Source organism: Massilibacterium senegalense, assembly GCF_001375675.1.
GTDB classification, from domain to species: domain Bacteria; phylum Bacillota; class Bacilli; order Bacillales; family Massilibacteriaceae; genus Massilibacterium; species Massilibacterium senegalense.
This window is the reverse complement of the sequence record NZ_LN831786.1, coordinates 914,196-939,886: the sequence shown is the minus strand read 5'-3', so window position 1 is coordinate 939,886 and position 25,691 is coordinate 914,196. Positions and strand designations below refer to the sequence as shown.

The 25,691-nt window shown below is 35.7% G+C and carries 27 protein-coding genes and 1 riboswitch; of the genes, 24 read left to right on the top strand and 3 right to left on the bottom strand.

Going from position 1 to position 25,691, the window contains the following annotated elements:
* Positions 1-15 precede the first annotated feature (15 nt).
* The 21 genes from BN1372_RS08060 to BN1372_RS15210 all read left to right on the top strand — a co-directional run bounded on the left by BN1372_RS08060 (position 16) and on the right by BN1372_RS15210 (position 19,577).
* Positions 16-1,050 carry a D-alanyl-D-alanine carboxypeptidase family protein gene (locus tag BN1372_RS08060; protein WP_062198376.1) on the top strand — a complete coding sequence of 345 codons (1,035 nt, stop codon included), beginning with the start codon at positions 16-18 and terminating at the stop codon, positions 1,048-1,050.
* Positions 1,051-1,061: 11 nt separating this feature from the next.
* On the top strand, positions 1,062-1,640 hold the full coding sequence (locus BN1372_RS08055) for a nucleoside recognition domain-containing protein (RefSeq protein WP_062198375.1): 579 nt from the start codon (positions 1,062-1,064) through the stop codon (positions 1,638-1,640).
* Positions 1,641-1,649: 9 nt separating this feature from the next.
* A complete protein-coding gene (locus tag BN1372_RS08050; protein ID WP_062198373.1) occupies positions 1,650-2,186 on the top strand; it encodes a spore maturation protein in 537 nt (178 codons plus the stop codon).
* 113 nt (positions 2,187-2,299) lie between these two features.
* On the top strand, positions 2,300-3,028 hold the full coding sequence (locus BN1372_RS08045; RefSeq protein ID WP_062198371.1) for a pseudouridine synthase: 729 nt from the start codon (positions 2,300-2,302) through the stop codon (positions 3,026-3,028).
* A gap of 51 nt (positions 3,029-3,079) precedes the next feature.
* Entirely contained in the window at positions 3,080-3,604 is a 525-nt protein-coding gene (gene resA, locus BN1372_RS08040; protein ID WP_062198369.1) for a thiol-disulfide oxidoreductase ResA, read from the top strand.
* Between the two features lie 18 nt (positions 3,605-3,622).
* The gene (resB, locus tag BN1372_RS08035) at positions 3,623-5,278 is read left to right on the top strand and encodes a cytochrome c biogenesis protein ResB (protein ID WP_062198367.1); all 1,656 of its coding nucleotides are present in this window, start codon (positions 3,623-3,625) and stop codon (positions 5,276-5,278) included.
* Positions 5,262-6,461, top strand: a complete 1,200-nt coding sequence (gene ccsB, locus BN1372_RS08030) for a c-type cytochrome biogenesis protein CcsB (protein WP_062198366.1) — start codon at positions 5,262-5,264, stop codon at positions 6,459-6,461. The genes resB and ccsB overlap by 17 nt, the downstream gene beginning before the upstream one ends.
* A 191-nt stretch (positions 6,462-6,652) precedes the next feature.
* A complete protein-coding gene (locus BN1372_RS08025; RefSeq protein WP_062198364.1) occupies positions 6,653-7,372 on the top strand; it encodes a response regulator in 720 nt (239 codons plus the stop codon).
* Positions 7,369-9,138, top strand: a complete 1,770-nt coding sequence (locus BN1372_RS08020; RefSeq protein ID WP_062198361.1) for an ATP-binding protein — start codon at positions 7,369-7,371, stop codon at positions 9,136-9,138. The genes BN1372_RS08025 and BN1372_RS08020 overlap by 4 nt, the downstream gene beginning before the upstream one ends.
* 85 nt (positions 9,139-9,223) lie before the next feature.
* Positions 9,224-9,353: riboswitch (cobalamin riboswitch) on the top strand.
* Between the two features lie 128 nt (positions 9,354-9,481).
* Positions 9,482-10,438 (top strand): ABC transporter substrate-binding protein, encoded by a 957-nt coding sequence (locus tag BN1372_RS08015; protein ID WP_062198359.1) that lies wholly within the window; start codon positions 9,482-9,484, stop codon positions 10,436-10,438.
* The gene (locus BN1372_RS08010) at positions 10,407-11,456 is read left to right on the top strand and encodes a FecCD family ABC transporter permease (RefSeq protein ID WP_062198357.1); all 1,050 of its coding nucleotides are present in this window, start codon (positions 10,407-10,409) and stop codon (positions 11,454-11,456) included. The genes BN1372_RS08015 and BN1372_RS08010 overlap by 32 nt, the downstream gene beginning before the upstream one ends.
* 8 nt (positions 11,457-11,464) lie before the next feature.
* The gene (locus BN1372_RS08005) at positions 11,465-12,949 is read left to right on the top strand and encodes an adenosylcobinamide amidohydrolase (protein WP_062198355.1); all 1,485 of its coding nucleotides are present in this window, start codon (positions 11,465-11,467) and stop codon (positions 12,947-12,949) included.
* Positions 12,922-13,899, top strand: a complete 978-nt coding sequence (gene cbiB, locus BN1372_RS08000; protein WP_062198352.1) for an adenosylcobinamide-phosphate synthase CbiB — start codon at positions 12,922-12,924, stop codon at positions 13,897-13,899. The genes BN1372_RS08005 and cbiB overlap by 28 nt, the downstream gene beginning before the upstream one ends.
* Positions 13,874-14,950 (top strand): threonine-phosphate decarboxylase CobD, encoded by a 1,077-nt coding sequence (gene cobD, locus BN1372_RS07995; RefSeq protein WP_062198350.1) that lies wholly within the window; start codon positions 13,874-13,876, stop codon positions 14,948-14,950. Before cbiB ends, cobD begins: the two co-directional genes overlap by 26 nt.
* Positions 14,947-15,498: a bifunctional adenosylcobinamide kinase/adenosylcobinamide-phosphate guanylyltransferase gene (locus tag BN1372_RS07990; RefSeq protein WP_062198348.1), complete on the top strand. Its 552-nt coding sequence runs from the start codon at positions 14,947-14,949 to the stop codon at positions 15,496-15,498. Before cobD ends, BN1372_RS07990 begins: the two co-directional genes overlap by 4 nt.
* Entirely contained in the window at positions 15,495-17,003 is a 1,509-nt protein-coding gene (locus tag BN1372_RS07985; protein ID WP_062198346.1) for a cobyric acid synthase, read from the top strand. Before BN1372_RS07990 ends, BN1372_RS07985 begins: the two co-directional genes overlap by 4 nt.
* Positions 17,000-17,794 (top strand): adenosylcobinamide-GDP ribazoletransferase, encoded by a 795-nt coding sequence (cobS, locus tag BN1372_RS07980; protein ID WP_062198344.1) that lies wholly within the window; start codon positions 17,000-17,002, stop codon positions 17,792-17,794. The genes BN1372_RS07985 and cobS overlap by 4 nt, the downstream gene beginning before the upstream one ends.
* A complete protein-coding gene (locus BN1372_RS07975; RefSeq protein WP_062198342.1) occupies positions 17,752-18,372 on the top strand; it encodes a histidine phosphatase family protein in 621 nt (206 codons plus the stop codon). The genes cobS and BN1372_RS07975 overlap by 43 nt, the downstream gene beginning before the upstream one ends.
* On the top strand, positions 18,324-18,761 hold the full coding sequence (locus BN1372_RS07970) for a bifunctional adenosylcobinamide kinase/adenosylcobinamide-phosphate guanylyltransferase (protein WP_062198340.1): 438 nt from the start codon (positions 18,324-18,326) through the stop codon (positions 18,759-18,761). Before BN1372_RS07975 ends, BN1372_RS07970 begins: the two co-directional genes overlap by 49 nt.
* Position 18,762: 1 nt before the next feature.
* Complete coding sequence (locus BN1372_RS07965; RefSeq protein ID WP_062198338.1) at positions 18,763-19,356, top strand: cob(I)yrinic acid a,c-diamide adenosyltransferase; 594 nt, start codon at positions 18,763-18,765, stop codon at positions 19,354-19,356.
* A gap of 53 nt (positions 19,357-19,409) precedes the next feature.
* A complete protein-coding gene (locus tag BN1372_RS15210) occupies positions 19,410-19,577 on the top strand; it encodes a hypothetical protein (RefSeq protein ID WP_154662979.1) in 168 nt (55 codons plus the stop codon).
* Between the two features lie 36 nt (positions 19,578-19,613).
* Here BN1372_RS15210 and serA read toward each other — a convergent pair whose 3' ends face one another.
* Both serA and BN1372_RS07955 read right to left on the bottom strand, forming a co-directional pair.
* A complete protein-coding gene (gene serA, locus BN1372_RS07960) occupies positions 19,614-21,185 on the bottom strand; it encodes a phosphoglycerate dehydrogenase (RefSeq protein WP_062198336.1) in 1,572 nt (523 codons plus the stop codon).
* A gap of 286 nt (positions 21,186-21,471) precedes the next feature.
* On the bottom strand, positions 21,472-21,966 hold the full coding sequence (locus tag BN1372_RS07955; RefSeq protein WP_062198334.1) for an inorganic diphosphatase: 495 nt from the start codon (positions 21,964-21,966) through the stop codon (positions 21,472-21,474).
* 300 nt (positions 21,967-22,266) lie between these two features.
* On the opposite strand from BN1372_RS07955, the gene BN1372_RS07950 reads away from it, so the two are divergent.
* Complete coding sequence (locus BN1372_RS07950; RefSeq protein ID WP_062198332.1) at positions 22,267-22,605, top strand: rhodanese-like domain-containing protein; 339 nt, start codon at positions 22,267-22,269, stop codon at positions 22,603-22,605.
* Positions 22,606-22,647: 42 nt separating this feature from the next.
* Here BN1372_RS07950 and BN1372_RS07945 read toward each other — a convergent pair whose 3' ends face one another.
* A complete protein-coding gene (locus BN1372_RS07945; protein ID WP_062198330.1) occupies positions 22,648-22,896 on the bottom strand; it encodes a ferredoxin in 249 nt (82 codons plus the stop codon).
* A 252-nt stretch (positions 22,897-23,148) separates the two neighbouring features.
* Between BN1372_RS07945 and BN1372_RS07940 the strand changes: the two genes are divergently transcribed.
* Positions 23,149-24,192 (top strand): YpbB family protein, encoded by a 1,044-nt coding sequence (locus tag BN1372_RS07940; protein WP_062198328.1) that lies wholly within the window; start codon positions 23,149-23,151, stop codon positions 24,190-24,192.
* Positions 24,192-25,691 carry a RecQ family ATP-dependent DNA helicase gene (locus tag BN1372_RS07935; RefSeq protein ID WP_062198326.1) on the top strand — a complete coding sequence of 500 codons (1,500 nt, stop codon included), beginning with the start codon at positions 24,192-24,194 and terminating at the stop codon, positions 25,689-25,691. The genes BN1372_RS07940 and BN1372_RS07935 overlap by 1 nt, the downstream gene beginning before the upstream one ends.

Here is a 25,691-nt window from a genome sequence, read left to right as displayed (position 1 = left end):
AGGCAGGGTTTTTTTATGAAACAATTTCTGTCATTATTTTTAGCACTTTTTTTCTTTTTTAGTACGTGGGAACAAGTGTTATTAAAACAAACACCTCATGTTTCAGCAGCGACCGCTATTGTGATGGAAGCAAGTTCGAAACGAGTATTGTTTGATAAAGATGCACATGAACAAAAAAGAATCGCTAGTATTACAAAAATCATGACCGCTATTTTAGCGATTGAAAGTGGAAAAATGGATGATTGGGTGATCGTAAGTGACCGTGCTATTCGTACAGAAGGATCGTCTATTTTTTTAGAAAAAGGAGAAAAAATCAAATTAGAAGACCTTGTGTATGGATTAATGCTTAGGTCAGGTAATGATGCTGCAGTGGCAATTAGTGAACATGTTGGCGGAAGTGTAGAAGGATTCGTTTATCTAATGAATGAGAAGGCGAGCGAAATTGGCATGGAACATACGATGTTTCAAAACCCGCATGGATTAGATGATCATGAAGAACACTATTCCACCGCCTACGACATGGCGTTGCTCACACAATATGCGTTAGGGAATAAGACGTTTGAAAAAATTTCAGGAGCAAAGCAATATAAATCACGAGCAACGAAAAATGGGCCAACTCGCTATTGGAAAAATAAAAATAAATTGTTGCAACTCTATCCATATAGTACAGGGGGAAAAACAGGATACACAAAACGAGCAAAACGTACGTTAGTTTCTACTGCGCAAAAAAAAAATATGACACTTATTTGCGTCACGCTAAATGCACCAGATGATTGGACAGACCATATGACCTTATTCGAATGGGCATACAATCAGTTTCGATTAAAAATGATTGTACCTAAAGGAAAAGTAAGACTTGAGGGGCGAGAAGAAGTCGTTTTCACGAGACGAGCATTTTTCTATCCGTTGCGCTCGTTAGAAGAAAGGAATGTGAGAACAGAAGTTTTTCTTTATCGCAATCAAGTGTCGGATGAACAAAAAGTAGGGAAAGTCGAGATTTATTTAGCAGGAGACCAACTGGCGGAGCTGCCTGTTTATTCAAAGAAATAAGAGGTGTGTGGATGATCAATGTAATTTGGGTAGGTTTGATTGTCATCAGTGTCTTCTTTGCTTTATGGAATGGGAGAGTGGAGGAGCTAAATGAAGCCATTTTTAAAGGAGCAGAAGAAGCGGTTACGATTTCCTTTAGTTTAATTAGTATTTTAACTTTTTGGTTAGGGATAATGGAAATTGCAAAACGTGCTCATTTACTAAATAATTTAGCAAAAATGATTCATCCATTAATGATGAAAATTTTTCCGGATATCCCGAAAGGACATCCTGTGAGCAGTTATATCGTTTCAAATGTAGTAGCAAATGCTTTCGGATTAGGAAATGCTGCGACCCCACTTGGCATTAAAGCGATGAAAGAGATGAAAAAATTAAATGGAAATAAAACAGAAGCAAGCCGTTCGATGGTCACATTTTTAGTATTGAATACATCTGGAATTACTCTCGTTCCTACAACTGTTATTGCCATTCGATTAAAATATGGTTCGCAATCTCCAGAAGAAATTGTTGCTGCAACGATTTTAGCTTCGACTATCGCGTGCGTTTTAGCACTAATTATTGACCATTATGTACATAAACGAAAAAAGTAGGTGATGCTAATGTTAGAAGTGATTCAATGGATATCGATTTTATTTATTCCGACCCTTATTTTAACCATCATTTTGGTGGCTTTTTTTAAAAAAGTAGATGTATATGAAAGTTTTGTAGAAGGGGGTAAAGAAGGGCTAGAAATGGCCTTTTCTCTTCTTCCTTTTCTCGTTGGAATGTTTGTAGCAATCCGAATGTTTCGAGTTTCAGGTGCGATGGATATGTTGCTAGTAGCAATTGATCCAATCGCTCAAATTTTTTCTGTTCCCAATGAAATTTTTCCGCTTTTTTTTATGCGTGTCTTATCAGGTACAGCGGCATTAAGTATGACAGCTGAATTAATAAGAGAGTTTGGACCAGATTCCTATGTAGGTCGGTTAGCATCTGTTATTCAAGGCAGTACGGATACAACATTTTACATTTTAACAGTTTATTTTGGGGCAGTAGGAATCAAAAAAATGGGAAATGCATTAAAAATTGGTCTTATTGCTGATTTGTTGGGGTTTGTAATGGCCATTTTTTTTGTGAAAATTATTTTTTATTCGTAAAATAAGTAATCTTGTTTTTGGTTTGTAGGGGCAAACTATGATAAAATGTTAGTCGGAACATTATCCTTTCTTGCAAAGGTTTTTTATAGTTGATGACAATAGGAGGTGAATGAATGGAACGATTACAAAAAGTAATTGCTCATGCGGGAATTGCTTCAAGAAGAAAAGCAGAGGAGCTTATTTTACAAGGAGTAGTTACGGTTAACGGAGAAGTAGTAAAAACACTAGGTGTAAAAGTCACACCGAAAGACCGAATTGAAGTAAATGGTGTACCGATTGAAAAAGAAGAACCTGTTTATTATGTCTTGCATAAACCAGTAGGTGTTCTTTCGAGTTCTGGTGATGATCGAGGAAGAACAACGGTCGTGGATTTGATTGAGGGAGAAAAAGCACGATTGTTTCCAGTTGGACGATTAGACTATGATACGAGCGGGTTAATTATTTTAACGAATGATGGTGATTTTTCACATATTCTGATGCATCCGAGTCATGAAGTAGAAAAAACATATGTAGCAAAAGTAGAAGGAATTCCAAATCGCCATAAGATAAAACAGTTAGAAGAAGGCATTGAATTAGAAGACGGGGTAACAAGTAAAGCGAAAGCAAAACTTCGCTCAGTGGATAAGAAAAATAAAACAGCGATGGTGGAATTAATTATTCATGAGGGACGTAACCGACAAGTTCGTCGAATGTTTGAAGCAATCGGTCATCGTGTCAAACGATTAAAACGTGTCGGATATAGCTTTCTCATATTAGATGGGTTAGCTTCTGGTGAATATAGACGGCTTCGACCATATGAAGTAAAAAAATTAAAACAATTAGCCGTCACAAAATTTTCATAATTTTGCAACCATATCGTCATATTTAAGTTTATGATAATCGTGGAGGTCTTTATGAATAAGAAAAATCGACTTTATATGCGAACAGCAATTCTAATTGTGATGGTGCTTGCAATTGGGTATGCCGTTTTTTCATCGCTTACAAAAGAGGACAAAGCAATTGAGTTAGGGACAGAAGCACCGGATTTTAAATTAGTAGACTTAGAGGGGAATCCTGTAAAGTTAAGTGATTATCGCGGAAAAGGAGTTTTCTTGAATTTCTGGGGCACATATTGTGAACCATGTAAAGAAGAAATGCCAGCGATGAATCGTCAATATGAAAAATATAAAAGCCAAGGGGTAGAAATTCTTGCAGTGAATGTGGATGAACAAGATGTCGTGGTCCAAAAGTTTGCCAAACAATATGATTTGCGTTTCCCTATTGTGATTGATAAAGGTGGCGAAGTGATGGAAGCATACAAAATCAGTCCTATCCCCACCACTTTTTTAATTGACAAAGATGGAATGATTGTCGGACAAATTACAGCAAGTTTAGACGACGAATCGATTGCAGAACAGATGGAAAAAATTAAACCATAGACGATTTAGGTGATGTGAATGAAAGCGATAAAATGTGAGTGCGGACATACAAATCCGTTCGGTACTGAGTTATGTGAAAGCTGTGGCAAGCCTTTACAAGATGTAGGTCAACAACAAGAACTGTTAGATATGCGATATGACGGTAGTGCACGCCGCTCTAAAATTTATAACAAAACGATAGTGGATAAAGTTTGGAACTTTTTTTCATCCGTTAAAGTGGGTGTTATATTAATCATTTTAGTTTTAGTCGGTGCAGCGTTTGGTACCATCTTTCCACAAGAATACTTTCTCCCAGCAGGAGCGAATCCAGCGACTTATTATGAAGAACAATATGGATTTGTAGGAAGGATGTACTATGTATTTGGTTTTTATAAAATGTACGGTTCATGGTGGTTTACCTTATTGCTTGGATTACTAGGGTTATCCATTTTAATTGCTAGTCTCGACCGTGTTATCCCTTTACACCGGGCATTAAAAAAACAAAGTGTTACTCGTCATGATCAATTTATGAAACGTCAACGTCTTTTTAGTCAAACAAAAGTAGAAAATAAAGAAGAAACATTACAAAAAGTAGAACAAGCGTTAAAACAAAAAAAATACCATGTAAAAAAAGAAAATGGCAATCTATTTGCTGAAAAAAATCGTTTTTCACGCTGGGGTCCGTATGTCAATCATATTGGGTTGCTTATTTTATTACTCGGTGGGATGTTGCGAGCATTTCCAGGTATGTATGTCGATGAAATGGTGTTAATCCGAGAGGGTGAAACCGTTGCAGTACCTGGAACAAATAACGAATACTATGTGAAAAATGATAAATTCATTTTAGAAATGTATGATGCTAAAAAAGATGCCAAATTCAAAGATGCTTTAAATCGAATGGGTGGCATGTCACCGAAAAACTATCAAACGAACGCGATACTCTACCGAGTAAAGGGAGAGAAAGTAATCGGTGAAAAGCCAGATTTAGAAAACATAGCAGAACATAAAATTCGCGTAAATCAGCCGTTAAAATTTGATGGGTATGCATTGTATCAAACGAACTATCAACAAGAAATGAAATACATGATTTTTGAATTAACGAATAAACAAACGAATGAAGGACTTGGATTAGTAAAAGTTGATTTATATAATCCAGAAAAAGAATATGATTTAGGAAATGGAAGTAAAGTGAAGATTAATGGCTATTATCCAGACTTTGAATGGAAAAATAATGAGCTTGCAACAAAGTCAAAGTTTCCTAATAATCCAGCATTCGTATTTGAAATGTTTACACCGCAAACACCTGAAGGGGAAACTAGTTTCGTTGCAATTCGACAAACAATTGAACCACTTGGTGAAACCCAATATAAAATGAAATTTGCGGGAATGGAACCTAGTTATTCTACTGTCTTAACAGTAAAAAGAGACTTTACGCTTGGATTTATGATTCTAGGGGCAGCTATCTTTATGATTGGGGTTGTCCAAGGTATGTACTGGAATCATCGTCGTATTTGGTTGAAACAACAGGAAGATGGAATATGGATAAGTGCCCATTCTAATAAAAACTGGCATGGTTTATCAAGAGATTTGGAGGAAATTTTAGCAGGAACATCTCTTATATTACCGATTGATCAAGCGTTAGAAGACAAAGATTCATCAAAAGAGAGGGGGGACAATAGTGACAGAATTAAGTAGTTCGCTTCTTTTAACTGCTTTTATTATTTATGTAGCGGCAACGATTATTTTTGGTATTGCTGTAACAGGGAAAAAATTCAAAAGTGGTCATGAAGAAGAACATAAACAAAAATGGGGTAAAATTGGTTATATCGTCACTATTGTAGGTTTTTTAGCACAATTAGGATATTTTATTACACGTTGGATTGCAGGAGGACATGCACCTCTTAGTAACTTATTTGAATACACAACCTTTTATAGTATGATGTTAGTGTTAGGGTTTATTGTGATTTTTCAAATTTATAAAAATAATTTTTTAGGAATTGTTGCATTACCGGTAGCAATCGTTATCATTGCCTATGCAAGCGTGTTCCCGCGTGATATCGCACCGCTTATTCCAGCGCTTCAATCTTATTGGTTACAAATACACGTATCGATGGCTGCGCTCGGAGAAGGGATTTTATCGATTAGTTTCATTGCAGGGCTTATTTATTTAATAAAAGTAATCGATCAATCAAAACGGAGCAAAGAAACGTTTTGGTTAGAACTTGTGCTTTTTTCTATTATTACAACGGTTGGATTCGTTGTCGTTGCATTTACGTTCCAATTCATGGATTATAAAGCCTCTTTTACATGGGTGAATGAACGAGGCGTAGAGGCACAATTAGACTATGACATGCCAGCTATCGCTGGGCCATATGAAGGAACTTTAATTACAAAAGAAAAATTTGGTCCATTATTCGAAGCGCCATCATGGTTTAATGGGTCTGCCGCCCCGCGTAAATTTAATACACTTATTTGGTCTGTTCTTGCAGGACTTGTGATTTATGGTCTCTTACGACTTATTTTACGTAAACGAATTGGTGCAGCATTGCAACCATTAGTCAAATCAGCTAATATCAAATTATTAGATGAAATCGGATATCGTTCCGTAGCGATTGGCTTTCCAATTTTTACGTTAGGCGGACTAATATTTGCAGCGATTTGGGCGCAAATTGCCTGGACCCGTTTTTGGGGCTGGGATCCGAAAGAAGTATGGGCATTTATTACATTTTTATTTTATGCAGCTTACTTACACTTGCGTTTATCAAAAGGTTGGGAAGGCAAGAAGTCAGCTTGGTTAGCGGTTGGTGGTTTTGCAATTATTATGTTTAATTTAGTTGCTGTAAACCTTGTCTTAGCGGGTCTACATTCCTATGCATAAAAAAACCTCCACGATTGTGGAGGTTTTTTATTTAATACAAAGAGAGATAGGGTACGCTATTTTTCTGTAAAACAATTAATGGGATTTATATACAATAATCTCAGTGATGGAACTTTTTTTGAAAGTATGCTTCTTTTGCTAGTATTTTTTGATAAAAGGGTAGAAAATAAAAGATAGATGGAGGGATAAAAATGCAAAAAGATGGTTTAATTTTAGTTGTAGATGATGAAGAACGTATTCGTCGGTTGTTAAAAATGTATTTAGAAAGAGAAAATTATGAAGTAGAAGAAGCAGAGAACGGAGAAGAGGCGTTAAATCTTGCGTTAGCAAAAGAATATGATGTTATTGTGTTAGATTTAATGTTACCGGGAATCGACGGAATTCAAGTTTGTGAAGAATTACGTAAAAAAAGAGCAACACCAGTAATTATGCTTACAGCAAAAGGCGAAGAAGCAAACCGTGTACAAGGGTTTGAAGTTGGTGCAGATGATTATATCGTAAAACCATTTAGCCCTAGAGAAGTCGTGTTACGAGTGAAAGCGCTATTACGTCGAGCATCTTCAACGAAATTTTTGCAAACAGAAACGACGACAAAAGATGTGTTAGTGTTTCCTCATTTAACAATTGATAATGATGCCCATCGTGTGACATGTGATGGAAAGGAAATTAACTTAACACCGAAAGAATATGAATTGTTATATTATTTAGCAAAATCTCCAGACAAAGTATTTGACCGTGAAAAATTATTAAAAGATGTATGGAATTATGAGTTTTTTGGTGATTTACGTACGGTCGATACACACGTGAAACGGTTGCGTGAAAAATTAAATCGTATTTCTAAACAAGCAGCTAAAATGATTGTAACGGTTTGGGGAGTAGGGTACAAATTTGAGGTTGTGAATGATGAATGATTTGGAAAAGCGTCGTTGGAAAACTATGGATCACAATCATTTTACTCGTTTCCGTTATTCTTTCCATTCTAACTATTTTATTGTTACAACTTTTTGAATCGTATTATGTGAACCAATCAGAAACACAATTAATTACTTTAGCTAAAAAAGTGGCAAAAGTGATGGAGGAAAATGATGATAAAGCCTTGGCCTTAGCAACAACTTGGGAAATTGTTGATGCTAATTCTACCAAAATCATTGTGGTTCCAGATAAAGAAAAAGAATGGATTGCACCAAATCAAAATAAAAAAGAAGAACACGTATCCACTGATGAATTTAAAAAAGATCCAGATTTACAAAAAGTATTAACGAATCGAGAAGTGATTAAAAAAAGAGCGACGTATGCATCATATAAAGATGACCAAGAATTTCGGACACAAATGTTAATTGTTGGTGTCCCAGTCGATTTTATTGAAGGGAAACAAGGTGCAGTTTTTGTTTATCAATCATTAGAGGTTGTAGATAATACCATTAACCATGTAAAAAAAATAATTTTACTTTGTGCAGGTATTGCGATTATCATGACGACTGTATTTGCGTTCTTTTTATCTTCAAGGGTAACTGCCCCGCTACGTAAAATGAAACAAACTGCGCAAGAAATGTCTAAAGGAACGTTTGAAGCGAATATCCCAATTGTAACAAACGATGAAATTGGGGAGTTAGCGGTAACATTTAACCGGATGAGTAGGCGAATTAATACGTACGTTTTAGCATTAAATCAAGAAAAAGAGCAATTAGCTAGTATTTTACGAAGTATGGCGGACGGTGTTATTACTTTCAGTAGCATTGGAAATATTTTAATTACGAATCCCCCAGCTTTACGTTTTTTAAAAGCATGGCAATTTGAAGTGGAGGAAGATGCACCTGTGATTCCTGAACGGTTAAAAGAACTTTTTCAAACAGTGGTCGAAACGGAAAAAGAGCAAACGACGGAAATGGAAGTGCAGGGGCACATTTATACGATAGTCATGACCCCATTGATTGATCAACAACGTATTCGCGGGGCAGTTGCTGTCCTTCGAGATATGACAGAAGAACGGCAATTGGATAAGTTAAGAAAAGATTTTATTGCAAACGTTTCCCATGAACTTCGTACTCCAATTGCAATGTTACAAGGATATAGCGAAGCAATCGTAGATGATATTGCGGAAACGGAAGAAGATAAAAAAGAAATGGCAAGTATTATCCACGATGAATCGTTACGAATGGGAAGGCTTGTAAATGACTTGTTAGACCTTGCGAAAGTGGAGTCAGGTAAAATTCAATTAAATCGAGAACGAGTTAGTCTTCCGTTATTTGTAGAGCGAATTATTCGTAAATTTCAAGGAGTAGCGAAAGAACAACAGATTCATTTACGACTTCTTACAGAAATAAAAGAAGAAGATACGATGTTCGATCCAGATCGTATTGAGCAAGTGTTAACCAATTTGATTGATAATGCGATTAGGCATACTCCAAATGGCGGGATGGTTACGTTAAGTCTGATAGAATTAGATAGAAAATACGAATTTCAAGTAAAAGATACAGGAGTCGGAATTGATAAGGAAGATTTGCCTTTTGTATTTGAACGTTTTTACAAAGCGGATAAAGCAAGAACGAGGGGACAATCTGGTACAGGACTTGGTCTTGCAATCGCTAAAAATATTATTCAAGCCCACGGTGGCATGCTTGAAGTAAATAGTAAGAAAGATGAAGGAACAACCTTTACTTTTACGATTCCCAAATAGTAAACGGAAATAATGATATAGTAATAAGAAACAAGAAATGAAAAAGTGCATTGCATAAACATAATTTCAAGGTATAATGATAAGTAATTATATAATCAGATAAGGTGCTCATGAGAGATAAAAGGGAAGTTGGTGAAAATCCAACACGGTCCCGCCACTGTAATTATCCAACATGCGGATAAAAGTCAGGAACCTGCCTTATTTTTGTAATAGCACAGCCTCGTGGAAAAGGAATCGTGCGATGAAGAAAGTCTTCTTATGTATAACGTTGTTTAATCTTCATCCCTTCCATGTGGAGGGATGTTTTTTATTTTATGTCTATATGATAAAAAGGGGGAGCAAAATGAAAAGATTCTGGCAATTTATGCTTGTTTTTGTCCTTTCTTTCGGTTTGTTGATTGGCTGTAGTGCAGATAATACAGCTGATAAAAAGAAAGAAACAAAAACAGAAAGCGAAGCATATCCAGTAACCATTAAAGATGCAACAGGAAAAGAAGTAAAGATTGAGAAGGAACCAGAAAAAATTGTTTCCTTAATTCCAAGTAATACGGAAATTGCGTTTGCTTTAGGTTTAGGAGATAAAATGGTCGGTGTGACCGATTATGATACATATCCAAAAGAAGTAAAAAACATTGAAAAAATCGGTGGTCTAGATGTCAATGTAGAAAAAGTCATCGCATTAAAACCTGATTTAGTTTTAGCGCATGCTAGTGCAATGAGTACTGCAGAAGATGGGTTAAATCAAATGAGAGAATCAGGAATCACAGTCTTGGTAGTGAACGAAGCAAGTTCTTTTGACAAAGTATATGATTCTATAGAATTGATTGGGAAGGCTACTGGTAAACAAAAAGAGGCAAAAGACCTTGTAAAATCGATGACAACAAAACTAAAAGCGATTGAGGAGAAAACCAAACAAGTGGAAAGTCCGAAAAAAGTATATGTAGAAGTTTCTCCTAGTCCATCTATTTACACAGCTGGAAAAAATACGTTTATCGATGAATTTTTAACGACTATTCATGCAGAAAATGTAGCGAAGGAATTAGAAGGATGGCCACAAATTTCAGAAGAAAAAGTGATTGAATGGAATCCTGATACGATTATTACGTTATATCATGGAGATATGGTAGAAAAAGTAGAGTATAAAATCGAGAATCGAGAAGCATGGTCAGACATTACAGCAGTCAAAGAAAAGCAAGTGGTTGAGGTGGATTCTGACTTAACGTCTCGTCCTGGTCCTCGTTTAGTTGAAGGAGTAGAAGAATTTGCTAATGCGGTTTATCCAGAAATTTTCGCAAAATAATTGGAAATGGATGAGTGTTCTTTCCGTTTTTATTTTTATAGCCGCTTTATTATTAGGGGTATCGATTGGAACTGTATCGATTCCCCTTTCTTCTCTTTTACAAATAGTTTACTATCAACTTTTTTCTAAAGCGGCCATGCCAGATGAGTATATGATGTATGCTAATATTATTTTTAATGTGCGTTTACCTCGTGTTATGTTAGCGATGATTGTCGGGGCTAGCCTGGCTTTAGCAGGGGCAGCGTTTCAAGGATTATTAAAAAATCCCTTAGCAGATCCTTATACACTCGGTATTTCTTCTGGGGCAAGTGTTGGAGCTGTAGTAGTATTATTTTTCCAAATAGAAATCCTTATGTTAGGAAAATTCACACTTCCTGTTGCAGGCATTATCGGGGGATTTCTGACACTTCTCCTTGTTATCGGTTTTTCGCAATTAATTGACCGAAATTTTTCTGTTGAAACGGTTATTTTAACCGGGATTATTGTTAGCTCTTTTCTAGGGTCTTTATTATCGTTAATGATTGCTCTAACAGGAGAAGAATTACGACAAATTATTAATTGGTTATTAGGAAGTGTTGCAATGCGAGGCTATGAGTATATATGGCTTGCTATCCCATTTCTTATAATCGGAACATTGCTCATCTTTTTTAATAGTGATGAATTAAATGTATTATCTTTTGGAGAAGAAACAGCAAAGCAGCTAGGAGTAGAGGTGAAAAAGCGAAAATATATGCTTTTAATTGGTGCTTCTTTGTTAACCGGCTCTAGTGTTGCAGTATCAGGTACGATTGGTTTTGTTGGTTTAGTAATTCCACATATGACGCGTATGCTGGTTGGACCGAATCACCGCCGACTATTACCTTTATCATTTTTAAATGGTGCTAGCTTTTTAGTATTAGCAGATTTAGTTTCTAGAACGATTATTGCCCCGCAAGAGTTACCAATTGGTGTGATTACGGCACTTATTGGTGCACCTGTATTTGCCATTATTTTTTATCAACAACGAAAAAGAAAGTAGGGAGCACTATGATTGAAATCGAACATGTTACTATTTCATATGATGGTTTTCCTGCCGTTCAAGATGTTTCTTTTTCTGTTCAAAAAGGAGAAATGTTTGGAATTTTAGGTCCAAATGGTAGTGGGAAAACAACGTTGTTAAAGGGAATCAGTGGAACTATTCCGCTAAATAAAGGTGATATTTTTCTCGAAGAGAAATCGATTACAATGTTTCTAGCGAGACAATTAGCGCAAAAAGTGGCAGTATTACCTCAGCAGTCGGATATTTCTTTTCAATATACAGTGGAAGAAACGGTAAAACTCGGGCGTTATCCGTATAAAAAAGGATGGTTTCATCCTTATACAAAAGAGGATGAACAAATGGTGCAACAAGCTATGGAATGGACGGGTGTAGACACGTTTAAGCATCGCTTTTTTCAAACTTTAAGTGGTGGAGAACGACAACGGGTACTGTTAGCAAGGGCATTAGCGCAAGAACCTGAAGTGTTGTTGTTAGATGAACCGACGAATCATTTAGATATTTTTTATCAAATGGAACTTTTTACATTATTACGAAAATGGGTAGAAGAAAAGGGATTAACGGTCATTGCCATTTTTCATGATTTAAACATGGCTAGTTTATTTTGTGATCGATTATTGTTGATGGATAATGGAAAAATGGTATCATTAGATGACGTAAATTATGTCCTGACTGAACAAGCATTAAAAGAAGTGTACAAAGTAACGTTAAAACGGAATGAACATCCATTATGCCCAAAGCCAACGATTATGTTTGTACCGGAAAATAAAAAATATGCTGTGCCTTCTTTTCGTGAAAATTTTTCAGTAACGAAAACAACAGAATATATTTATATTCATTCAAAAAAACCGCTTCGAACGTTATCGAGTGCGATGATTGGAGATGGCTTTAGTTGGCGAACAGCATTTGTTAATCGTCATGTTCATAAAAACTATCACGAACTAGATCCGATTGGAGAATATATAAAGTATTTACAAGCATTACACATTAAACAAAGCGATGCAGTGGCCATGATGACCGCTGCTTATTTAGAAGATGCTGTTTTTTTGTTTCATCAAGAAGATGATTTTAACCTTTATTGTGTTGTGACTGCAGGGATTAGCAATGCGGTAGATGTTTCTAAAAGTTATGACAGAAAAGATGTTCATCCACGCCCGGGTACTATTAATATATGGCTTTTTATCGAAGGTTCATTATCAGATGCTGCTTTTGTGCAAGCGATGATGACTGCAACAGAAGCAAAAACAAAAGCGTTGTTTGATTTACATGTGTTAGATCCAGAAACGAACACGATTGCAACGGGTACATCAACCGATAGCGTCCTTATTGCTGCTACGCAAACTAGTATCGACCTTCCTTATGCAGGAACCATTACTTTATTAGGACGATCGATAGGAAAAGTAGTATATGAAGCAACAAAAATAGCAATAGAAAGGAATTTAGTCAGATGGAATCATGGCTCTTCTACCATATAATTGCTATTTGGTTGGCGCTTTGTATAGATTGGTTGATTGGCGACCCGGAACATTTTCCGCATCCTGTTCGTTGGTTTGGGAAATTAATCACCTTTTTTGACCGAAAATTAAATAAAGGGAAACATCGAAAAAGGAATGGATTTGTTGCGGCCATGAGTATGCAACTAATCGTTGTCATTGCAACTGTTAGTATTGTTTTGCTTGCTTACACCGTCGATGTCACAATTGGTATTTTATTAGAAGCTATGTTGATTGCAACTTCTATTTCGCCGCGTAATTTAAAAGAAGCTGCTTTACGAGTGTATGAACCATTACAACAGAATGATATAAAAGAAGCACGTCACAAACTAAGTTGGATTGTAGGACGAGACACCGACCAATTATCCACACCAGAAATTGTTCGGGGTACGATTGAAACCGTATCAGAAAATACGAGTGACGGGGTCACTGCTCCATTATTTTATGCATGGATTGGTGGAGCTCCACTAGCCGTTTTATATCGTTTCGTCAATACGTGCGATTCGATGTTAGGATATCGAAATGAAAAATACGAACTTTTTGGTTTTGCTGCAGCAAAAATAGATGATGTATGGAATTTAATTCCCGCGCGAATTACTGGTTTTATATCTTTATTTGTTTACCCATCTCGCTTTTTTAGGAAACGTACGTTAGTGAAAAAGTGGAGGTCATTTGCTACGTGTCACCCATCGCCTAATAGTGGTTATTTAGAAGCAGCAACTGCGTTATTATTAGGGATTGAATTAGGTGGGAAAAATACATATAAAGGGGTTTCTAGTTTTCGATCCATCATGGGAGAAAAAAAGGTAGAAAAAAAGCCAGCCCATATTTTGGATAGTATTACTATTATGTATCGAACAACTTTTGTATTTGCTTGTCTATTAACCTTACTAGGAGGTGTCTTCTTTGCATTTACCAGCACATGGTGCTAATCCAAATCAACTTTATGAACGACTAGCAGTGAAACAACCTGAAACGTGGATTGATTTTAGTGAAAATACCAATCCATACGGAATCCCATCTTTTTTAACGGAAGAATGGGAAAAGTATCAAACGTTAATCGGCGGCTATCCAGAACCACATAGTGAAACATTAGTGGAAGCTCTCGCAAAACAACATCAAGTAAAAAAAGAACATGTGTTAGTCGGCAATGGGGCAACCGAATGTATTTATCTACTTGCTCATTCTTTTTCACGGAAAAAAGTATTAATAGTAGAACCGACATTTACGGAATATAAAAAAGCATTAGAACAATATGATTGTCAAGTTGACGCGTTTGTGTTGCGAGAAGAAGAGGGATTTCAATGTGCATTTGACAAATTGGCAAAAAGTGCGGAGGAATACGACGTCGTATTTATATGTAATCCTAATAATCCAACTGGTGTTTTGTATGAGTTTCATTCTTTCCTTGAATTTATTCAGAAAATGAATGAACAAAAAAAATATATCGTGATTGACGAAGCATTTATTGACTTTGTACAAAATGGAACATCGATGATCTCATTTTGCCATTTTTTTAATTATTTGATTATCCTTCGTTCGTTAACAAAAATATTTCATTTAGCTGGTGTGCGAATTGGCTATTTGGTTAGTACGAATTTACAAACGATTGCACATATTAAACAATGGCAACAACCATGGAGTGTGAATGCACTCGCACAACAGTTAGCACTTCGTTGTTTAGATCAATCGTCCTTTATTCATCATATACAAGATTGTATTGCCCAAGAACGGCTGAAAATGACTTCGTTTTTAACAGAATATCATTATCCTTTTATTCCATCTGAGACGAATTTTTTACTTATAAAATCACCGCCTGGTCAATCAACAGAATCACTTTTTTATTTTTTATTAAAAGAAGGCATCGTTCCACGACATACGTATAATTTTCAAACGTTGCAAGGTGAGTATCTTCGGATAGCAATCAAACGTCCGGAAGAAAACGAACAGTTAAAAAGCGCGTTAAGGAGTTTTATCTCATGATTATCGTCATTGGTGGAGTGAGAAGTGGAAAGAGTAGTTTTGCAGAACATCTTGCCATAGAGCGACGTATTCAACGCTTAGTGTATATTGCGACTAGTGTGCCGTACGATGTGGAAATGAAAGAGCGAATGCAGCGTCATAAGGAAATACGTCTGTTAAGCGGACAACCATGGGTAACATATGAGCAAGCGGTAAATCTACAGTTACTGATTCCAAAACTACGAGAAGATGATGTTGTATTGTTAGATTGTGTACCGACTTGGTTATCAAATGAATTGTTTATGGACGAGAAGTCGTATCAACAACCGTTATTTCAACAACAAGTGTACGAACGAATGACACAAACATTACAACAAATAAATGAGGCTGTCCATATGCTAATTGTTGTGAGTAACGATGTTTTTTCAAATGCAGAACAATTTATCGACGGTACGTTACCATATATGAAAACATTAGGTCTTTTGCATCAATGGTCTGTCCAAGAGGCCGAAGCAGCGTACGACATCCAATTTGGACAAGTCAATCAAAAAAAGGAAGTGAACGAATGAAAGGGATTATGTTTCAAGGAACTAGTTCCGATGTTGGAAAAAGTGTATTAACGACAGCAGTTTGCCGAATTTTAAGAAATCGTGGCTATCGAGTAGTTCCCTTTAAATCGCAAAATATGAGCAATAATTCATATGTTACAGAAGATGGAAAGGAAATTGGCCGTGCGCAAGGAGTTCAAGCAGAAGCATGCGGTATACCAGCCAATGTATATATGAACCCAATTTTATTAAAACCAAAAAGTGACCGTACTTCAGAAGTTGTCCGTTTTGGTGTAGCAGAAAAAAGTGTGTCAGGATCGTCTTATCGGAAAGAATATTATGAAACTGGTATTCGCACGATTCAACAAGCATTAACCGAACTAGAGAAACGAGCAGATGTTGTTGTTATTGAAGGGGCGGGAAGTCCAGCAGAGGTAAACTTAAATGATCGAGAAATTGTAAATATGAGAGTAGCGCAATTAGCCGATGTACCAGTTATTTTAATTGCAGATATTGAACGAGGGGGCATTTTTGCTAGTATTATCGGGACATTAATGTTACTAGAACCCGAGGATAGGAAACGGGTAAAAGGAATCATTATCAATAAATTTCGTGGTGACATTCAATTGTTTGAATCTGGTATTACGTTTATCGAAGAAAAAACAAATATACCAGTTTTAGGTGTCATTCCTTATTTAGATATTCAAATTGATAGCGAAGATTCTCTGGCGATGCGAAAGTGGATAAATGCAAAACGAGAATTTTCAGAACATAACGTCCATATCGGAATTCTTCGTCCAACGTACATTTCTAATTTAACTGATATCGAACCATTTTTTCTTGAATCGGATGTCACCATTCATTTTCTGACAAATCCAGATGAACTAGCAATGATGGACGCTGTGATTATTCCGGGGACAAAAAGTACGATTCAAGATTTAGCAGCTTTAAAGCAAAGAAACTATGAAGAAGCGCTACATTCTTTTGTACAAAACGGTGGCTTTGTTTGTGGTATATGTGGTGGGTACCAAATGTTAGGGGAAACATTAATGGATGTAGAAGGAACGGATACAGGTATCAAGGGCGAAACAATAAGTGGTTTTGGATTGTTGCCATTAGAAACAAGATTTTATAGCAAAAAAACAACGGTTCGTTTTCAAGGGAAGGTGGATTGGGACCAAACGACATCTTGTGGAATCGAAGGATACGAAATTCACTTAGGACAATCTACATCAACTCGTCTAATGACACCATTTGCTCAAAATGATAAACAATCTGAAGGGATGATGAGTGAAAATAAACAAGTGATTGGGACATATATTCACCATGTATTTTTTAATGATGAATTTCGCCATCTTTGGTTAAATCATATTCGTTCCCAAAGAGGGTTACCTTTAAAAGAAAAAATAGATCGTACAGGAGAAAAAGAAAAGATATATGACCAATTAGGAGTAGCTATAGAACAACATTTAGATATAGAGCGACTCATTGCTATAATGGAAAACTGGAAGAAGGATCAACAATGAAAAGAAGTAGTATCGTGGACGGATGTATATTAGCCTTTCAATTTTTTTCGACCATCCCTATTAAAGTTTCCGTGCCTTGGGATGATAAACGGGCAAAATGGAGTGTACGTTTTTATCCATTCGTTGGATTAATCTTTGGATTAGCGACATACGGTATTTTTTTAGCGATAGACCACTTTACGCTAATTTCTCCTCTTGCAACTAGTATTATTCTATTATTGCTACCGATTTTTTTAACGGGTGGGCTTCATATCGATGGCTTTTTAGATTGTAGCGATGCCTTTTTTTCCTATCGCGATCAAAAAAGGCGATTGGAAATTATGAAAGATTCTCGAGTAGGAGCTTTTGGGGTATTAGCGTTACTTATTTTTTTACTAACAAAATGGTTATTTATCTTTGAAACAATTCAATCAGCCCACTTTTTTTCTCTCTCTCTTTTGTTCGTATTTATCCCGATATTTTCTCGGACGTGGATTGGCTTTTTATTTGTTTACGGTAAGCCAGCAGCCTCTTCAGGGATAGCATTTGAAATGAAAAAATATTTAACAAAAAAAGATAGCTATTATTTTTTAGCGGTCTTATTGGTAGTTGTTTGTTTTTTTAGTTATTGGAATGGCTTTCTTGCCCTTATTTTTGTCGGCATGCTCACATTGTATTTTATTAGTACATATTTTTTTTATCATCGAAATTTTGGTGGGATTACAGGGGATATGCTCGGAGCATATATTGAAGGACAGGAGTGGTTTATGTGGGGAATACTGTGGGTCTTACATTACTTCGTCATGGCTTAACGCAAGAAAATATGGATAAACGGTACATCGGATGGTACGATGCGGTGTTGTCAGAAGAGGGAAAACAACAATTGCGCCATTACACAGGTTATCCAGACGGAGATTATTTCATCATTAGTGATTTAAAAAGAGCGATAGAAACGATGGAAATTATTTTTCCGAATCAACCATATGAAATGAGTATGCGTATTCGTGAGCTATCTTTTGGTGATTTTGAAGGGAAGACATATGAACAGTTAAAAGACAAAGCGTTGTATCGTCAATGGATTGATCAAATGGATGTAATGAAGGCGCCAAATGGGGAGTCTTTGGCGGATTTAAAGCAACGAGTAAACCATCAATTATGGGACACATTACAATTTGCAAAAGAAAAAGGCATATCAAATGTTGTATTTGTCACCCATGGTGGAGTGATTCGTCATATTTTATCACAATATGCCAATGATACGATTCCATTTTGGGAGTGGAAGATTCCTCATGGTTCTGCCACACAAACAAACTGGACAGAAAATAGCAAGGGGGAATGGCAGTGCATTTCATATCAGGAGGTGCCTTTAACGGCAAGAAAAAGGCAGTAAAAAATAGATTACTAGGAGAATATGAATGGTATAGTGCGTACAAACAAGATTCTTTTCCAACTAGTAACGACGTACAAGCGAACTGTGTTGTCATTGAAGGGTTAGAACGATATTTTTATGAATGGAGCAAAAAACAGACATCCATTGATGACATTCGTTACCGTTTTTCCGAACTTGCAACAGAATGGAGACATTGGGAAGCACAAGAAAACAACCGACAAGTGTACTGGATCGGGACAGATATTACAAAAGGAATCGTTCCGTTACAAGCGCTTGATAGAAAAACGAGAGACGTAACAGGCTATTGTTATCAAGATTTAGTAAAACTGTGTACGGACGTGACAGTCGTTTGGTTTGGCCTATTAAAAACAATGAAAGAAGGGAAATAAGATGAAGTTATATACTCGCACAGGAGATAAAGGAACAACAGCAGTAATTGGAGCGAGGGTGGAAAAAGATGATCTACGAGTAGAAGCATATGGAACAGTGGATGAGTGTAATGCTTTCGTTGGACAAGCTATGGCAGAATTAAAAGATCACGAAGCACTTTTTAACGATATTTTAGAAGAACTTGAAACTGTCCAGCACGAGCTATTTGATTGTGGTGGCGATTTAGCCAATTTTTCCGAAAAACGACCATTTAAGTTAAAACAAGAAAATATTGAACAACTAGAAGAAAAAATTGATGCACATTTACAACAGGCAAAGCCACTAGAGCGGTTTATTTTGCCGGGTGGTTCTAAGCCGGGAAGTACGTTGCATATTTGTCGGACGATTGCAAGAAGAGCAGAACGAAGAATTGTATCATTACAAAAAGAACAAAAAATTCATCCATTAACATTATCTTATATGAATAGAGTATCCGATTATTTTTTTATCGTATCACGTATTGTCAATGCGCGATTGCATGTGAATGACGTAGAGTATGTCCGAAGTGCCAAAGTGTTTAACCGCGGTAGAAGAATCGAATCAAATGAAGAATAAAGCACTATTTCTTTCATAAGATAAAAGAGAATGTCAAAAGGAGAGATTTTCTTATGGAAGAAATGCTTCATCGGATTTTAGCAGTTGCTTTTTTGTTTTGTTGTATTTTTGCTTTATTTCTCTTTAGTAATATTGTACATATAGAAGAGTGGATAGGGCAGACGAACCAAGTAGTGGTAAAAGCAAAAGAACAAATTATGATGTTTACCTTTGAAAAATAAAAAAGAAAGAAGGTTTAAAACCTTCTTTCTTTTTTATTATAATTCAATTACACGTACACGAGCAATGGCATCAATTTCGTTTAATTTTTCGATTGTTTCATCTGTAACATGACCATCATATGTAAGAATCATAATCGCTTCGCCACCGATTTCTTTACGGCCAACTTGCATTGTAGCAATATTCACGTTGCTTTCACCTAAAATTTGACCAACGCGTCCAATCATACCAGGGCGGTCTGTATGACGAATATAAAGTAAATTGCGATTTGGATAGAAGTCCACATCAAAGCCATATACACTAACGATACGAGGACCGAAATCTTTAATATATGTTCCTTTGATTGTAAAGTTTGTATCTTCACCAATCACTGTAGCAGATACTAAGTTTGCATAACCGCTATCTTCATTGCGTACTTTTTCACCAAATGTAATGCCACGTTGTTCAGCAATCATTGTAGCATTTACTTCGTTTACACCACCATCTACGCGTGTTTGGAAAAACCCTGCTAATAAAGCACGTGTTGTAATCGTTGTTTCTAATTTGCCAATTTCACCGCTATATTCTACTTTAATTTCATACACAGGAACTTTCACTAATTGTGAAATAATATTTCCCATCATTTTTGTTAAATCATAGTACGGTTGAATTTTTTGGTATGTTTCAGCTGACATTGCAGGTAAGTTTAATGAGTGAGTTGCTGGTTTTCCGTTAAAGTAATCTAGTACTTCTTTTGCAACAGATACTGCTACATTTAATTGTGCTTCTTTTGTAGAAGCTGCAATATGTGGTGTACAAATTACTTTTTCATTTGATAATAATGCAGTGTTGTTTGCTGGTTCTTCTTCGTATACGTCAAGCGCAACTCCACCAATGTGACCATTGTCTAAGTATTCCACTAAAGCACTTTCGTCAATGATTCCACCGCGAGCACAGTTCAATAAGTAAACACCTTTTTTCGTTTTACCGATGTTATGTTTTCCGATTAAGCCTTTTGTTTCTTTTGTAAGTGGAGTATGCACAGTAATAATATCTGCTTGTTCTAAAATTTCATCTAATGAACATAATTGAACGTTCATCGCTTCTGCACGCTCTTTTGTTAAAAAAGGATCGAATGCTAAAACAGTCATTTCAAATGCATTTGCACGTTTAGCGATTTGGGATCCGATACGTCCCATACCAACAATCCCTAATGTTTTGCCGAATAATTCCACACCTTGGAATTTAGAGCGATTCCATTCTCCAGCTTTTACAGAAGCTGTTGCTTGTGGAATATTTCTTAATAAAGAGCACATCATAGAAAATGTATGTTCAGCAGTAGAAATAGTGTTACCATCTGGTGCATTAATAACAATTACTCCATATTGTGTAGCTGCTTCAATATCAATGTTATCGACACCTACACCAGCACGTGCAACAATTTTTAAATTTGGCATTTTGGCAAAAACGTCTTCAGTTACTTTTGTTCCACTACGAACAAGAAGTGCGTCATATTTTGAAAGATCTTCTACTTCTGAAATATGGCGTTGATCCAACACAATATTATCTTTTCCAAGTAATGGCGCTAATCCTTCTTGACTCATTTTGTCTGATACAAGAATGTTATACATACTCTCGTCCCCTTTATATAAATAAGTTTCAACCTTTTTATCGGTTGTTTTATGTAAAAAAATTAAAAAATGAACTAATTCTTTAGAAATACTTTTTAATGTTCGGAAAAACTGAACATTAAAAAGAAAAACTAATGTTATATTCGTAATTTAGCACAGTATCCGAATGATGTCAATATATATCATAATTCTGAATATTGTGACGCAATATGATTGGTCTATTCCTTATCCATAAGAAAGAATAGTGAAGAAAATGTAAAATAAAAAAGCAGATCAAAAGACCTGCTTATTTATTTTGTTCAAAACGTACTTTACATTCGTCGATTAAAGCACTTGCTTTTTCGTGATCTTCCCATCCCACTACATTTGTTTCTTTTCTTTCTAAGTCTTTATAAACTTTAAAGAAATGAGAAATCTCATCTAATACGTGTTGTGGCATGTCTGCAAGTGTATGAATATCTTTAAAACGAGGATCTTCCGCTGGAACTGCTAAAAGTTTTTCATCAGGTCCTTTGTCGTCACTCATAATTAATACACCGATAATACGTGCGTCAATGACACAACCAGGGAATGTAGGGTTTGTTGTGTACACTAAAATATCAAGTGGATCTCCATCAAGAGCTAGTGTATTTTCTAAATACCCGTATTCTGCAGGATAAAACATTGGTGAAAAAAGAACTCGGTCTAATTTAAAAATGCCACGTTCTTCATCATATTCATACTTATTTTGACTACCTGTTGGAATTTCAATAAAAGCTTCAACTACGCGATTATTAGACATGTCATTTCCTCCCTAACTAATATGTATAAAGTTCGTTCATATTATATCAATTTTTCCTTCATAAAGAAAGGAAAGATGTTAAAGGAAAAGATAAGAACTAAGAAACAAATAGAAAAATTTTATTGAGCGAGCATCTTTTGTAGAAAACAGGATAAAAAAATTAGATTTTATACTTTTCTTTCATTTAGAAATGGTACAATATTTGGAGGTAATTACCAAGTTTTTGTTTTATCATTTTCGGTACAAACATGGTTTTGTTGATAAAATAAAAAAGAATGTAACAGAGAAAGGGGAATTTGGATGTATAAAAACATACCAGTAGAACAGTTTGTTCAAGAAATAAAAGATGGTTTATTAAAAAATGAGATGATTGTTGATGTGCGGGAATGGTTTGAATGGAACGAATGTCATTTATCAGATGCCGTTTTAAAACCAATGCAAACCATTCCGCATGAAATGAACCAATTTTCATCAGAACAAGAAATATACATTGTTTGTGCGCATGGTGTCCGTAGCGAACATGTTGCGCATTTTTTAGCTACAAATGGATTTACAAACATAATAAATGTACAAGATGGGATGGCAGCAATTGTTGCTTTAGTGGGAGAAGATAGCGAGTTATTAAAAAAGGGAGAATGAGGGAGAAAAAGGTTGACTATTCAATAGTCAACCTTTCTTTGCTTACTCAAATTTGTTAGCGTCGCCGTCAAAAGCTTCTTCTGCTACTTTAATTGAGTCAGTTGGACAACCTTCAAAAGCATCCATCATATCGTCAATTAACTCTTCAGGAACTTCTTTTACACCTTGGTTGTCATCTAATGTAACGAATGCGATACCTTCATCATCGTAATCATAGATGTCTGGTGCTGAAGCGCCACATGCGCCACATGCGATACATGTTTCTTTGTCAACAATTGTAAATTTTGCCATGTTTATAAACCTCCTAATTGAGTTAAAGATTAACCTGTGAAAACAGATTGTTTGATAAGAAAGAAAATAATTGTTTCCTCTATAAAAATATGTTGGAAACGATTACTTCCTTCATCATTGTAAAGCGGAATGCTAAACTTTTCAATAGTAAAGTACTTTTTTTATAGTCTTATTTAACTTTACCCAAAGAAACGTTGTTTAAACCCACTATTTTTGAAAAAATGATACACTAAAAGAAAAAGAGGTGAGTAGATGAATTTTCGCCAATTTGTTTTATTATATGCATTTTTACAAATGAATGGAGAGCGGACTCCATCAGGCGTTTATCACCTGTTAACTGGTAAGCGCTCGCAACAATCTATTCAAGATGCAAAATGGTATCACTTAACCCCTTTTTATGCTGCTTATATGACATATTCAAAAGAGGATTTTAAGAAAGATATGCGTTTTTTACTAGAAAAGGGGTATGTATATTGTACGGAACAGAACTTGTTTGTGACAGACGATGGTAAAAAACAAGTCCCGTTCTTTATGGAAAAAATACCGAAAGAATTAGATGGATTTACATACGGATATGTCGCAATACATTTTTGGCGACGTCTTATTTTATATATACAAAGTTTAACGAATGTTGTTTTTCATTCAGGAGGATTTATTCCTGTTATTACACATTATCCGACAAAGCTTTGGGTTAAACAACATTTTCCAAAAACGAAACAAGAGCGACAATTTATGTGTCATCAATTATACAAAGAGTTAACCAATATTCTGATACCACTAACGGACAGACAGAAGGAGCTTATTGTGTTTCAATGTACATCTGATCGAGTTGCAGGTGTTACAGTACCTCAGTTAGCAAAACAGTACCAAGAGGATGAAACGTATGTAGCGATTCAATTTCATGCAGGATTACATCAAATCATAAAAGAAGTAATAAAACAATCGGAAGATTATCCTGTTCTTTATATGTGTATGAAAGACGTGATAAAGCCATATGCATTAACGCATACAGCAAATGAAACATGGAATTTTGTACAACGAGGATACACAGTCGAGGAGATTGCGTCGATTCGAAGGTTAAAAATAAGTACGATTGAAGATCATCTTGTTGAAATAGCATTAAACATACCAACGTTCTCAATTGATCCTTATGTCTCTAGCACCATAATAGAAGAAGTCAAACAGAAAACAAAGCAACAAGCTAGCAGAAAATTAAAAGTTTTAAAACAATCCCTTTCTGAAGATGTTTCTTATTTTCAAATTCGCCTTGTGTTGGCAAAAGAGGGAGGAATGTAATGATTGCGTTAGAACAAGCATTAAAACATTATTTTCACTATGACTCGTTTAGGGAAGGACAAAAAGAAATTATTCAAGATGTGTTAAAAGGAAACAACGTATTAGCAATGTTGGCAACAGGCGTTGGGAAATCACTTTGTTATTTATTACCGGGATATATGATGAATGGTACTGTCCTGATTGTTTCCCCACTTTTATCATTAATGGAAGATCAAGTAAACCAACTTCGTAAAAAAGGAGAAAAACATGTCGTTGCGATTAATAGTTTTTTATCGCCTAATGAAAAACGAGACGTGTTAGCATCGTTACATTTTTACCGGTTTATTTATATTTCTCCAGAAAGTTTGCAAAATGAGCAGATTATTCGTGCTTTAGAAAAAATAGCAGTTACTCTTTTTGTCGTAGATGAAGCACATTGTATTTCAGCTTGGGGACATGATTTTCGAACGGATTATTTGAAAATAAGCACTATCCATCATCGTCTCAAAACTCCTCCGCTTTTGGCATTAACAGCAACTGCAACGGAGGCTGTACAAAAAGATATTATAGAACAATTAAAATTATCTAAAGTGAAACGTCATATTTATTCTGTCGATCGACCAAATATCGCACTTTATGTGGAATACGTTCAACATGAATTAGAGAAGCAACAAAAGCTTATAGAATATGTCAAATCTCTTCAAAAACCAGGGTTAGTGTATGTATCAAGTAGACAAAAGACAGAACTAATTGCGGATGCGTTACGAGAAAATGGTGTGCACCATGTTAGTTATTATCATGGTGGGATGACATCAGAAGATCGGATGTTGATTCAACAACAATTTTTACATAATCAATTGGATGTTTTAGTATGTACAAGTGCTTTTGGAATGGGGATTAATAAAGATAATATTCGTTTTATTATTCATTACGGATTATCTCAAGACATGGAATCGTACATGCAAGAAATCGGAAGGGCGGGACGTGACGGGTTACAAAGTATCGCTCTTTTACTGTATGCAGAAGGAGATGAACGAATACCGTTATCTTTTATTGAACAAGATTTGCCGACAGAAAAAGAAGTGGTGCAATGGTTGATGTTATGTCTGCAAACTAAAAATGTCTATCAAGCAACTGAAACAATGGAGCTTTCGGAAGGCAAAGAGCGTTATTTATTGTTTCAATTAGAACAAGCAAAAGGGTATAAAGAAAATGGGGAAGTGGTTGACTTTTCTTTTGAAGAAATAAAACAAACGATAATGGAAGCAATACAAGTACGAAAAAAAACAAAAATAAAAAAAGTGATCCAAATGACACAATGGTTACAAACCGAACGTTGTTATCGTGAAGAATTGTTACGTATTTTTCATCAACAAAAAGAAAAGCAACCAATATACTGTTGTAACCATTGTCAATTTCCATTCGAACCGTTCCTTTCGAAAAAAGAAACAAAGGATGTTGAGTCAATGGATTGGCAGAAACGATTAGCATTTTTATTCCATGAAGAAGAGAGTCGATAG

Coding starts and splice junctions, on each gene's coding strand:
- BN1372_RS08060 (WP_062198376.1), top strand. CDS start 16: ATGAAACAATTTCTGTCATTATTTTTAGCACTTTTTTTCTTTTTTAGT.
- BN1372_RS08055 (WP_062198375.1), top strand. CDS start 1,062: ATGATCAATGTAATTTGGGTAGGTTTGATTGTCATCAGTGTCTTCTTT.
- BN1372_RS08050 (WP_062198373.1), top strand. CDS start 1,650: ATGTTAGAAGTGATTCAATGGATATCGATTTTATTTATTCCGACCCTT.
- BN1372_RS08045 (WP_062198371.1), top strand. CDS start 2,300: ATGGAACGATTACAAAAAGTAATTGCTCATGCGGGAATTGCTTCAAGA.
- resA (WP_062198369.1), top strand. CDS start 3,080: ATGAATAAGAAAAATCGACTTTATATGCGAACAGCAATTCTAATTGTG.
- resB (WP_062198367.1), top strand. CDS start 3,623: ATGAAAGCGATAAAATGTGAGTGCGGACATACAAATCCGTTCGGTACT.
- BN1372_RS08025 (WP_062198364.1), top strand. CDS start 6,653: ATGCAAAAAGATGGTTTAATTTTAGTTGTAGATGATGAAGAACGTATT.
- BN1372_RS08020 (WP_062198361.1), top strand. CDS start 7,369: ATGATTTGGAAAAGCGTCGTTGGAAAACTATGGATCACAATCATTTTA.
- BN1372_RS08015 (WP_062198359.1), top strand. CDS start 9,482: ATGAAAAGATTCTGGCAATTTATGCTTGTTTTTGTCCTTTCTTTCGGT.
- BN1372_RS08010 (WP_062198357.1), top strand. CDS start 10,407: ATGCGGTTTATCCAGAAATTTTCGCAAAATAATTGGAAATGGATGAGT.
- BN1372_RS08005 (WP_062198355.1), top strand. CDS start 11,465: ATGATTGAAATCGAACATGTTACTATTTCATATGATGGTTTTCCTGCC.
- cbiB (WP_062198352.1), top strand. CDS start 12,922: ATGGAATCATGGCTCTTCTACCATATAATTGCTATTTGGTTGGCGCTT.
- BN1372_RS07990 (WP_062198348.1), top strand. CDS start 14,947: ATGATTATCGTCATTGGTGGAGTGAGAAGTGGAAAGAGTAGTTTTGCA.
- BN1372_RS07985 (WP_062198346.1), top strand. CDS start 15,495: ATGAAAGGGATTATGTTTCAAGGAACTAGTTCCGATGTTGGAAAAAGT.
- cobS (WP_062198344.1), top strand. CDS start 17,000: ATGAAAAGAAGTAGTATCGTGGACGGATGTATATTAGCCTTTCAATTT.
- BN1372_RS07965 (WP_062198338.1), top strand. CDS start 18,763: ATGAAGTTATATACTCGCACAGGAGATAAAGGAACAACAGCAGTAATT.
- BN1372_RS15210 (WP_154662979.1), top strand. CDS start 19,410: ATGGAAGAAATGCTTCATCGGATTTTAGCAGTTGCTTTTTTGTTTTGT.
- serA (WP_062198336.1), bottom strand. CDS start 21,185: ATGTATAACATTCTTGTATCAGACAAAATGAGTCAAGAAGGATTAGCG.
- BN1372_RS07955 (WP_062198334.1), bottom strand. CDS start 21,966: ATGTCTAATAATCGCGTAGTTGAAGCTTTTATTGAAATTCCAACAGGT.
- BN1372_RS07950 (WP_062198332.1), top strand. CDS start 22,267: ATGTATAAAAACATACCAGTAGAACAGTTTGTTCAAGAAATAAAAGAT.
- BN1372_RS07945 (WP_062198330.1), bottom strand. CDS start 22,896: ATGGCAAAATTTACAATTGTTGACAAAGAAACATGTATCGCATGTGGC.
- BN1372_RS07940 (WP_062198328.1), top strand. CDS start 23,149: ATGAATTTTCGCCAATTTGTTTTATTATATGCATTTTTACAAATGAAT.
- BN1372_RS07935 (WP_062198326.1), top strand. CDS start 24,192: ATGATTGCGTTAGAACAAGCATTAAAACATTATTTTCACTATGACTCG.